The sequence below is a fragment of the Bauldia sp. genome (genome assembly GCF_020442045.1).
Classification (GTDB): Bacteria; Pseudomonadota; Alphaproteobacteria; order Rhizobiales; family Kaistiaceae; genus Bauldia.
On record NZ_JAGRLA010000060.1, the window covers coordinates 1 to 10,212 of the forward strand.

11 protein-coding genes and 1 pseudogene are annotated in these 10,212 nt (G+C 66.3%); 3 read left to right on the forward strand and 9 right to left on the reverse strand.

All coding sequences use genetic code 11. The features are described from left to right. The 7 genes and pseudogenes from KDJ86_RS07105 to KDJ86_RS07135 all read right to left on the reverse strand — a co-directional run. Positions 1-559: pseudogene (locus tag KDJ86_RS07105) on the reverse strand (CpaF family protein); the annotation flags it as partial. A gap of 10 nt (positions 560-569) precedes the next feature. Continuing rightward, positions 570-1,868 (reverse strand): CpaE/TadZ family protein, encoded by a 1,299-nt coding sequence (locus KDJ86_RS07110; protein ID WP_291744366.1) that lies wholly within the window; start codon positions 1,866-1,868, stop codon positions 570-572. Further along, the gene (locus tag KDJ86_RS07115) at positions 1,868-2,608 is read right to left on the reverse strand and encodes a CpaD family pilus assembly protein (protein ID WP_291744368.1); all 741 of its coding nucleotides are present in this window, start codon (positions 2,606-2,608) and stop codon (positions 1,868-1,870) included. The genes KDJ86_RS07110 and KDJ86_RS07115 overlap by 1 nt, the downstream gene beginning before the upstream one ends. A 29-nt stretch (positions 2,609-2,637) precedes the next feature. Further along, entirely contained in the window at positions 2,638-4,176 is a 1,539-nt protein-coding gene (locus KDJ86_RS07120) for a type II and III secretion system protein family protein (protein WP_291744370.1), read from the reverse strand. A 25-nt stretch (positions 4,177-4,201) separates the two neighbouring features. Beyond that, positions 4,202-5,014, reverse strand: coding sequence for a Flp pilus assembly protein CpaB (gene cpaB, locus KDJ86_RS07125; RefSeq protein WP_291744372.1), 813 nt, complete (start codon positions 5,012-5,014; stop codon positions 4,202-4,204). A 235-nt stretch (positions 5,015-5,249) separates the two neighbouring features. Next, positions 5,250-5,765 (reverse strand): A24 family peptidase, encoded by a 516-nt coding sequence (locus KDJ86_RS07130; protein ID WP_291744387.1) that lies wholly within the window; start codon positions 5,763-5,765, stop codon positions 5,250-5,252. A 179-nt stretch (positions 5,766-5,944) separates the two neighbouring features. Beyond that, a complete protein-coding gene (locus tag KDJ86_RS07135; protein WP_291744374.1) occupies positions 5,945-6,115 on the reverse strand; it encodes a Flp family type IVb pilin in 171 nt (56 codons plus the stop codon). A 427-nt stretch (positions 6,116-6,542) separates the two neighbouring features. On the opposite strand from KDJ86_RS07135, the gene KDJ86_RS07140 reads away from it, so the two are divergent. The 3 genes from KDJ86_RS07140 to KDJ86_RS07150 all read left to right on the forward strand — a co-directional run bounded on the left by KDJ86_RS07140 (position 6,543) and on the right by KDJ86_RS07150 (position 8,361). Beyond that, positions 6,543-7,043: a pilus assembly protein N-terminal domain-containing protein gene (locus KDJ86_RS07140; protein ID WP_291744377.1), complete on the forward strand. Its 501-nt coding sequence runs from the start codon at positions 6,543-6,545 to the stop codon at positions 7,041-7,043. A 182-nt stretch (positions 7,044-7,225) separates the two neighbouring features. After that, on the forward strand, positions 7,226-7,783 hold the full coding sequence (locus tag KDJ86_RS07145) for a TadE/TadG family type IV pilus assembly protein (protein ID WP_291744379.1): 558 nt from the start codon (positions 7,226-7,228) through the stop codon (positions 7,781-7,783). After that, the gene (locus KDJ86_RS07150) at positions 7,777-8,361 is read left to right on the forward strand and encodes a TadE/TadG family type IV pilus assembly protein (RefSeq protein ID WP_291744381.1); all 585 of its coding nucleotides are present in this window, start codon (positions 7,777-7,779) and stop codon (positions 8,359-8,361) included. The genes KDJ86_RS07145 and KDJ86_RS07150 overlap by 7 nt, the downstream gene beginning before the upstream one ends. A gap of 43 nt (positions 8,362-8,404) precedes the next feature. Here the strand turns inward: KDJ86_RS07150 and KDJ86_RS07155 are convergent, their stop codons facing one another. Beyond that, on the reverse strand, positions 8,405-9,337 hold the full coding sequence (locus KDJ86_RS07155) for a phosphate/phosphite/phosphonate ABC transporter substrate-binding protein (protein WP_291744383.1): 933 nt from the start codon (positions 9,335-9,337) through the stop codon (positions 8,405-8,407). Positions 9,338-9,423: 86 nt separating this feature from the next. Next, on the reverse strand, positions 9,424-10,212 hold a 789-nt coding region (locus KDJ86_RS07160), incomplete at its 5' end, for an aldose epimerase family protein (RefSeq protein WP_291744385.1).

Sequence of the window (10,212 nt, forward strand, 5' to 3'; positions counted from 1 at the left end):
AGATATTCATCAGCTGCGAATTGTCGCGGAAACGGACCTTGCTCTTCTGGACCTTGCCGTCGACTTCGATGAAGCAGTCGGTCGCGCCATTGACCATGATATCGGCGATCTCGTCGCGCGCCAGCAGCGGCTCGAGCGGCCCGAGGCCGAGGACATCGTTGCAGATGTCCTCGAGCAGGTCCTCCTGCTCGGCAATCGACATCACGATATTCTTCAACGCGATGATGTCGTTGACGATGTCGCGGATTTCCTCGCGCGCCGACTCCGTGTCGAGGCGCGAAAGCTGCGACAGGTCGATCGTGTCGATCAGAGCCGAGAAGATCTGCGTCTTGACGTCGTAGAAATCCTCGGAGCGCTTGACGCCGTTGGCGCCATTCGCCTCCTCCTTCTTCGGCGGCTCGGCCGGTTCGGCGGGCTTGCGCGCGACCGGAGGCGACGCCGCGGGCGGCGGCGACGGCTCGGGCCTGGCCGCGGCCGGCTTGACCGGCTGCTCGGCCGGAGGCGGGGTCGCCGCCGGCGGGTTGGTGCCGCTGCCCGTCGAACCGCGTTTCCCGAACATCGCCCCTCCGTCAGGCACTCTTGCCGCGCAGGCGTGAAAGGAACGGCGACAAGCCGCCACGCCTGGCGCGCTTCAACTCGGAACGGCCGGTAATCACCCGGGCGATCGCGTCGAAGGCCTCGACCACCGGGCTTTTCGCGTCGGTCTCGGCGATCATCTGGCCGTTATTCGCTGCGGTGCCGAACAGCTGCGGGTCGCAGGGAATGACGGCATCCGGCGTGAGCTTCAGTGCCTCCGCGAAGTCCTCGACCGAGATCTCGGGGCGCTTGGCCATCCCGACCTTGTTGATCACCAGGCGCGGCGGCACGTCGTTCTTGCGGGCCTGACGGAGCAGGTCGACGATGTTCTTGGCATTCCGCAGGTTGCCGAGATCGGGCTCGACGGTCAGCACCACCTCGTCGGCGGAAAGCAGGGTGCCGCGCACCCAGGCCGTCCACTCATGAGGCAGATCAAGGAGCAGCGCCGGCACGCCTCCCTGGGCGACGTCGATGATCTGGGCGAAGGCCGTCTCGTCGAAGTCGTATGTCCGGTCGAGCATGGCCGGCGCGGCGAGAAGGCTGAGGTGATCCGAGCAGCGCGCCAGCAGCCGGTCGAGGAAGACGTCGTCGAGGCGCTCCGGCGCGTTGATCGCCTCGGCGATGCCCTGCGGCGGATCCTGGTTGAAATCGAGGCCCGCGGTCCCGAAGGCGAGGTCGAGATCGGCGACCACGACGTCGCTTTCGAGCGTGCGCGCGATCGACCAGGCGACATTGTGGGAGACGGTCGAGGAGCCGACCCCGCCCTTGCCGCCGATGAAGGCGATCGAGCGGCCGAGCGGCTTCGCCGTCCGGTCGGCGTAAAGGTCGCTGATCGCCGAAATCATCCCGAGCGGCTCGACCGGCGCGATCATATATTCGCTGATGCCGCGGCGAATGAGATCGCGGTAGAGCTCGACGTCGTTGACGTGGCCGACGACGATCACCTTGGTGCCGGCATCGCAAACCTCGGCCAGGCGATCGAGCTCGGCGTTGAGGGGGTCGCGCCCGAGCGAGGTCTCGACGACGATCAGGTTCGGCGTCGCCGAGTCCTGATAGAACTCGATCGCGGCGGCGAGGCCGCCGGTATGCACCTTGACGTGGGTGCGCGCCATCCGGCGATCGCCGGCTATCGCCTCGATCGTCGCGGCAAGATCCGGCGACTCGCAGAACGCCTGGATAGAGATGCGCGGCACGGGCCGGACCTCGGGACGGGAAGCGGGCGCGGCGGCCTCGATCGGTTCCGCGGTTTCCTCGATGCCTTCCTCGTCCTCGTCAAAGGCAGGATCAATCATCAGTTCCCGACTCCTTCGGCAACCGTTCCGGCGCCCTCGCCCGAATAGTCGCTGGTGTAGGGCTCGCCGGCCCGATACTTCTCGAGCACGGTCGCGCGGCGTGAGGCATCCGCCGGCGTCATGCCGCGCGGATAGAGAAGGTCGAGGGGGTTCGAGACGATCGCCGCGAGATTGCCCTGGGTGGCGCAGCCGTAATTGTAGTAATGCCGGTTCTCGCCGTTGCGGGCCGACTGGTCGGGCCAGGGACCGCAGGGTGCCGCCTTGGCGGTGACCGCCGCATAGGCGAGGCGGACCGGCGCGGTATTCTCACCCGACTGGGCGCGATAGGTCCGGAAGTCGATCGATCCCGGCCGGACACCCGAAGCGACCAGGACGTCGCGGATTTCGTAGCTCGCGTAGGTGGCGGCATCCTGGTTCGGCGAGCCGGACGGAGTGACGATGGCGATCAGGTCGGCGCCGCTCGCCACGAATTTCTGGGCGAAGCCGTTGACGTTGCCCTTCACGCCCTTGGGCAAATGGGCGGAATTGATGCCGACCGGGATGTCCATCGTCTCGACCGATTCGTTGATGGCGATCGGATGGTTGGTCCGGTAGTCGTCGGGGACCGAGCCGACGATGATCGGCTCCTCGGTCGTCTTGCAGCCGGCCAATGCGAGGAACATTCCCGCCGCGACGGCGAAGCGCCGGGCGCGAGCGCGCCGGGCGCCGGCGTCGGGGGACGGGAACTGGACTGTCGTCATGGTCCGGAGCTCCATTCTGGCCGGGGCGCTCATTCGAAGATGAATCCGTAGGTGCCGCGATAGGAGCCCGCCGGGGCCGGCTTGCCTTCGACGCCATAGACGCGGTTGAGACGACCGAGGAAGGTCGCGGCGCCGTCGCCGGCCGGCGCGAAGCCGTCATCCGGCTTGGCGAGCTGGGTACGCGAAACCGGGCTCACCAGATAGGGCGTGACGATGATCACCAGCTCGGTCTCGCTGCGCTTGAACTCGCGGCTGCGAAACAGGGTGCCGAGGATGGGCAGCTTGCCGAGCGCCGGCAGGCCGGAGACCGCCTGGCGGATGTTGTCCCTCAGCATCCCGGCCATGATCATCGAGCCGCCCGACGGCAGTTCGAGCGTCGTCTCGCTTCGTCGAACGGTGATCGAAGGCAGGGTTATGTTGTTCAGCACGATCTGGTCTTCGGTGTTGAGATCCGAGACCTCGGTCTTGACCCGGAGACTGATCCGGCCTTCCGACAGGACGACGGGGGTGAAGCTCAGGGCGACGCCGAACGGCTTGTATTCGACGATGACGTTGCCGTCCTGGTCCTGGCTGGTCGGCACCGGGAACTCGCCGCCGGCCAGGAATGATGCCGATTCGCCGGAGATCGCGGTCAGCGTCGGCTCGGCCAGGGTCTTGATCATGCCCGTCTGGTCGAGGGCGCGGACGGCGCCCATGATGCCGTTGTTGAAGGTGCAGCTGCTGTTGCCAAGGGCGCCGCAGCCGGCACTCGGGCTGCCGGAACCGGCGACGCCGACGCTGTTCGGCGACGTGTTGGTGGCGCCGAAGGGAAGCGCCGAGCTGATCAGCCCCTTGAAGCTGCCGATGCTGATCGCGCCGTTGATGTCGATGCCGAGCTGCTTGAGGATATTGCGCTGGACCTCGGCGACGGTGACCTTGAGATGGACCTGATCCTCGCCCTCGATGGTCAGCAGGTTGACGACATTGCTGGTCGGCACCTCACCCGATCCGCCGAGCGCAATCGTCACTCCGCCGCTGTCGGCCGCGCCACCGCTGCCGGCGCCGCCGTTGCCCGGCTGGGCGTTGGCGCCGCCATTGGCGAAGATATTGGCGATGTCCTGGGCCTTGCGCGCGTCCGCGGCGGTCCGCACCGTGCCGGACATGATGATGTTGTCGCTGACGATCTCGGTGGCGATGTCGGAGCCCGGGATCAGCCGGTGCAGCATCCTCTCGAGCGTCGCGTTGTCACGCTCGACCTGGAGGTCGAGGGTGACGATCTGCTGGCCGGCGCGGTCGAAGACGATGATGCTGGCCTGGCCGACGGCGACGCCGGTGAGATACATCCGCCGCGGCGTGCGCATCACGGCGTCGGCGATCTCCGGGTTGGAGATGAGCACGTCGCGCGCGTCGCGCGGCAGGTCGACGACCAGGGCCTTGTTCAGTCCGAGCTTGAGCGATTTGCTGATCGCCGCCGAAGCGGGAACCGGCTCGACGGAATCGGCGCGGGCGGGAATCGCGGCCGCGAAGGCGGCGAGCCCCACGCAGACCGACATTGCCGCCAACAGACCGCGCTGGACCGAAACGACCATTCTCAGACCCCCAGATTCGCACGCATCATCTGATGCCGCTCACTTCCCGCGCGACGCCGTTCTTGACGACGGTCACGCCACCCTTCTTCTTGACACCGCCGATCAGGTGATAGGCGTCGGCGCCGATCGGCCCGGTCTCGGTGTCGGCGATGCTGCGCAGCGAGAGCGTCAACTGGTCGCTCATCTGCTGGGCGACGGTCAGGATCTCCGCTTGCTGCGGCGTCAGTTCCAGCGTCGCGGTCTGGCCGACCACGACCTTCTCGCCGTCGACATCCTCGATGGTCTGGTCGATGGCGAGGACACGGACGTCGTTGAGGACGGTTTCGGTGAGGTAGCCGCCCGGCGCGTCCGGATTCTGATCGTCCTGGCGGGTCATGATCACGTCGACCCGGTCATTCGGCAGGATGAAGCCGCCGGCACTGGTATCGGCGGAAATCTTGGTCGCGACGGCGCGCTTGCCGGCCGGCAGGATCGCCGACATGAAGCCGCGGTCCGAACGAATCAGCTTGGCCTGGCTGACGGGTTCACCCGCATAGAGGGTCGAGCGCGCGATGGCGCCAACCACCTCGTCGATCGCGTCCGGCTCGCTGGACCGCAGAAGGAACCGATCCGACGCCCCGCTTTCGGGCCATTCCTGCCAGGCGACATCGTCGCTCGAGACGGTCGAGCCCATCGGAATATCCGTGGTGACGACGAGCACCTCGACGGTGTCGATCGGTGCCCTTTCGTCGGTAGCCACGGGCTCGCTCTCCGGCCCCGTCATGTTGAGCGCAAGCAGCGCGGCGACGACACCGGCTCCAACGGCCACACCGAGAATTGCTACGCGGGCGAAGTTCATGACGCACTACCTCACAAAGGCTGAAAATGGACTCCAACCTCGCAGGCAAGCTTCCCACCGCAATCGTGTAGTTATGGTTAACCGAAGGTGAGAAATCGTGCCTAACGAGACGTAAACGGGCCGTCGGCGACGGACGCCGGAAAGCGGCCGCACCGGCCGACGACAAGCGCCGATGCCGAAGCCGGCGGCGCGGCGGCAGGCCGGGACGGGCAGGACCCCCGCCATGGGCGGCGCCCTAGCCGGCGACCATCCGCACCCAGACGGTATGCGGGTAGACCGCCAGGGCGGCAGCGGCGAGCGCCACCCCGTAGGGCACGCCCGCCTTCTCGTCATGCAGCCGCCGGACCCACGGCTGGCGAACGGCGAAAGCCGGCAGCACGGCGCTACGAAATGAAAGGACCGCCAGCGTCAGCAGCCCGCCGAAGACGGCTGCCAGGGTGGCGAATTCAAGGGTATTGCCCCAGCCGAGCCACAGCGCGATGGCCGCCGACAGCTTGGCGTCGCCGCCGCCGATCCAGCCGAAGGCGAAGCAGGCGAAGCTCGCGGCGAGGACGACGCCGCCGGCCGCCCAATGCATGCCGAATGTCTGCAGGTCCATCCCGGTCAGCGGCGCCAGCAGCAGGAAGCAGGCAACCAGCGCCAGCGAAATCCGGTTGGAGATCGTCATGGTCAGCAGGTCGGCGGCAGCCGAATAGGCCATGCCGATCGGGAACAGGATGAAGAGCGAATATTGCAAGGCCGTCTGGAGCATGGTCACTCAGTCGGTTCGGCCCCTTGCCCCTTTGGTAGCCGCCACTGGTTAAAGGGCGCTGAACGCCGGGCGGGACACCAGTATTCTTCGGATCGCCGGGCGCGCCGCCGCCATCTGCAGCGACGCGCCCCGCGGAGTGCGGGTGGTCGATCCCGCGAAGTCGCCTTACGAAGTGGCGATCACTTGCCCTTCATGGTCTTCGAAAGATCGGTGAAGGCGGTGTTCAGCTTGCCGCCGAGGGCGCCGGCACCGAGGATGATGGCAACGCCGATCAGGGAGGCGATCAGGCCATACTCGATGGCGGTGGCGCCGGACTCGTCCTTGGCAAAGCGGGCAACGAGATTCTTCATGACAGTAGCTCCTCACTCCACGTGTGTGTTTGATCTTCCTGGTTCGGATCGGCCGCTGGTTTTGTTCTCGGCCGCAACCGAGGATGAACTTAAGGAGAATTTACTGCAGTTAAGTTAATCCAAGCACCAGTTATTCGATGACTGAATAAACATTTGTTAATGGTAAAACAAACATGAAGCATTCTATTTGGCCGTAATCCGAGGTTTTTCTAATTTTTTCATTTTAATTTATTCCATTGTTTACCAAACGAGGTAACCGGTGCTTTACCAAACGCCAAGGACGCGTGTCCGAAGGTCGGCTGGCCGCCGCCGAGAGGGCGGCGAGCGCCGGGCCGGCGGCAGGTCCATCGCCGGGTGCCGGCCGCCTAAGCCTTCGTTAACCATTATTCGCCAAGGATTCCGCGGACCGAGGCACCCCGGAGGCCCCATGCCGCGCCAGCGATTTACGTCCCCGCATCATCGAAGCCGTGCCGTCTTCCATGGCATCCTCGCCCTCGTCGCGGTGCTCGTGCTCGGAACCCAGGCGGCCGCGGCCGACGAAAATGCGCCGATCTCGGTCGTTATCGACCGGGCCAAGGTCATGCGCATCTCGCAACCCGCCGACATCGTCATCATCGGCAATCCGGCCATCGCGGATGCGACAATCCAGGACAACCGGACCCTGATCATCACCGGACGCGCATTCGGCACCACGAATCTGATCGTCCTCGACGCCTCCGGCGCCGCGATCGCCGACGCGGTGCTGACCGTCACCGGAACCAATGACGGTATCGTCACGGTCTTCAAGCGGGCCAATCGCGAGACGCTGAGCTGCACGCCCGACTGCTCGCCGACGATGACGATCGGCGATCGCCACGACGCCTTTGCGACGACAACGGAACAGATCCAGGCCCATACCGCCATTTCCGCCGCCGCGGCGGGACAGTAGGACAAACGCCCGGCCGGCGCGGGCGGGCGTCTCGCCGGCGATACCGACGTGGTTACCGGAGGCTTGCGGCGAACCCTCGGTTTTTCAGCATGCCGCGCAACTGTTCCTCAATTCCTGGCTGATAATCCTGCCTGACGCCGCCGGTATCCGTGCCGCGCCGGCATCAGGATTTCGGGAAGAGAATGGCCAGGCTTGCTGCAAAGGATGCGCCTGCCGGCAGCCGCTGGAGCTTCAAGCGCTTCCGCCGCGACGAGGACGGCGCGACCGCCGTCGAATTCGGGCTGATCGCGCTTCCCTTCATCGCGCTGATGATGGCGACGATCGAAATCGCGCTCGTCTTCTTTGCCGGGCAGGCGTTGGAGACCGCGGTCGACACCGCCTCGCGGCTGATCCGGACAGGCCAGGCCCAGCAGGACGGGTTCAATGCGGACGACTTCAAGAAGGAAGTCTGTTCGATGACCTATTCCCTGCTCGACTGCGACAACGGCCTGCATATCGACGTCGCCACCTACAAGACATTCGGGGCGATCGACCTGGCCGCGCCGCTGGATAGCGACGGAAACCTGGAGAAGAACTTCGCCTACGACGCCGGCCATGGCGGCGACATCGTCGTGGTTCGCGCATTCTACGAATGGCCGGTCTACGTCAACATGCTCGGCCACAACCTGGCCAACATGCCGGACGGGAAGCACCTCCTGTCGGCGGCGACCGCGTTCCGCAACGAGCCCTTCCCATGGTGACGCCGATGAAGGCCCGCTTTCGCCCCGCGATGATCCGTCTGATGCCGGAGCGATTGGCAAAACGCTTCGGCGCCGACCAGTCGGGCGTCTCGGCGGTGGAATTCGCCCTGATCCTGCCGATCATGCTGCTGCTCTATTTCGGCGCCGTCGAGCTCGGCGACGCGCTGACCATCAAGCGCAAGGTCACCGGCGTGACCAGCGCGCTGACCGATCTGGTCACCCAGTCGAAGAAGGTGACCGACAGCGACATGGGCAATATCTTCAAAGCCGCCAAGACGATCATGCAGCCCTATGACGACGGCAAGCTGGCGATCAAGGTTTCGGGCGTGAGGATCGACGCCAACGGAAAGGCGACGGTGGCCTGGAGCGACGCCCTCAACGACAGCCCGCTTGCCAAGGGCTCGCCGATCGCGCTGCCGGCCAACCTGATCGAGAACGACACCTTCCTGGTCACGACCGAGGTGCATTACGACTACAAGCCGACCTTCGGCTACGTGATGACCGGGAGCTTCGACCTCAACGACCAGTATTACATGCGCCCGCGGCTGAGCGCCGAGGTCAAGCGTCCCGCCTCCTGACCCGATCAGGATCGGCCCGCGCCCCTCCGGTGCCGGGCCGCGATCACTGGCTGACCGGCTCGGGCTCGACCAGTTCCATCACCACGGTGTAGAGGCTCGGGTCCGGCGTCGCAAAGCCACCGCCGCCGAAGCCCTGGCGATCGACGGCATCGAGCGCCGCCGGATCCGACCGGGCCATCGCGGCAAGCGAATGGGCAAGCAGCGAACGCAGCTCGTCCGGCAGGTCCGTCCGCACCGCGTGCGGCCCGAAGGGTATCAGCCGCGACTGCCAGATGATCCGCACCCGGTGGATGGACAAGGCGCCGTCGCCGACCATCTGCGCCAGCACGCCGAAATCATAGCCGGCCGTCGCGTCCCCGGTCAGGCCCGACCAGGCGACGGCGACTTCGACCTCGCCCGCGAGAAGGGCGCTTATCGCCGCTTCCGGGTCCGGGACGGTCTTCACCTCGGCGAAATAGTCGTCCGGCACGATGCCTTCCTTGGCGAAGGCCTGCTCGGGGATCAGCCGGCCGGCGACCGATCCGGCGCCGGTCAGGGCGATCCGCTTGCCGCGCGCGTCGGCGAGCGAGGCGATGCCGCTGCCGGAGGCGGACAGCAGGATGGAGTGGAAGCCCAGTGCCCCGTCGGCGGCGATCGGCGCGGCGATCGCCGTGACGCACTGGCATTCGGCGACCGCGGTCGCGTAGCTCGTCGCGCTGTAGATCGCATAATCGACCCGGCCGCTGGCCTGGGCCTCGATCAGGTCCTCATAACTCGCGGCCGGAACGATCTCGACCGGGATGCCGGTCCGGTCCTGGAGAAAGATGCGGAAGGGCTCCAGCGTCGTTACACGATAGGCCGACTCCTCGCCGGCGAGCACGCCGACCCGCAGCACCTGGACGTCGTCTCGCCAGTCGGCGAAGGCCGTGCCGGCCGCCGCGATCGCGGAACAGAGCATCAAGCAGCCGGCGATCGCGGCCTTCGGAGAAATACGCATGTCGGTCGATCCATTCGATCCGCCCGGAGAATCGGCGCGATCCTCGCACGAAGCCCCCGGCGCGGGGAAGCCGCAAAGCGCGACGTTCAGCCCCGCGAAAAGCCGTACCAGGTGACCTGTCTGTAGGTTTCGCCCGGCCGCAGCACCGAAGTCTGGAAATTCGGATGGTTCGGGGCGTCGGGAAACAGCTGCGGCTCGAAGCAGCAGCCTCCCGAAAGGGCGTAGCGCTGGCCGTCGAGCCCCGGAACCGGGATCGTCTTCATCATGTTGCCGTCGTAGAACTGGACGCCGGGCTCGGTCGAGTGCACCGCGAGCGTCACGCCGCTTTTCGGCGAGCGGAGGCGGGCGACCGGACGCGGCTCGGCCGCGCGCTCCATGGCGACCACCATGTTGACGTCATACCGGAACCGCTTGCCATCGGCCATCCGGCGGATCGGCCCCATCCCGCGGAGGTCGTAGTCGGTGCCGTCGACGGAGCGGATCTCGCCGGTCGGCACCAGGGCATCATTGACCGGCGTATAGGCGTCGGCGAAGACCTGGACCTCGTGGTCGAGGATATCGTCCGACGCGTCGAGATTGAAATAACTGTGCTGGGCGAGGTTGACCAGGGTCGGCGCGTCGGTGGTCGCGGCGACCTCGAAGCGGAAGGTCGCCGGCGCCTCGATCACATAGCGGCAGGTCACCTCGACGCGGCCCGGATACCCCTCGTCGCCGTCGGCGCTGGTCAGGGCGAGCGTCGCGCTCGCGTCGTCGTGATCGACGAGCCGCCAGGGAATCGAGCCGAAGCCGTTCTTGCCGCCATGGAGATGGGTGCGACCGCCCTCGTTCCGCTCGAGCTGGTATTCGTGGCCGTCGATCGCGAAGCGGCCATCGGC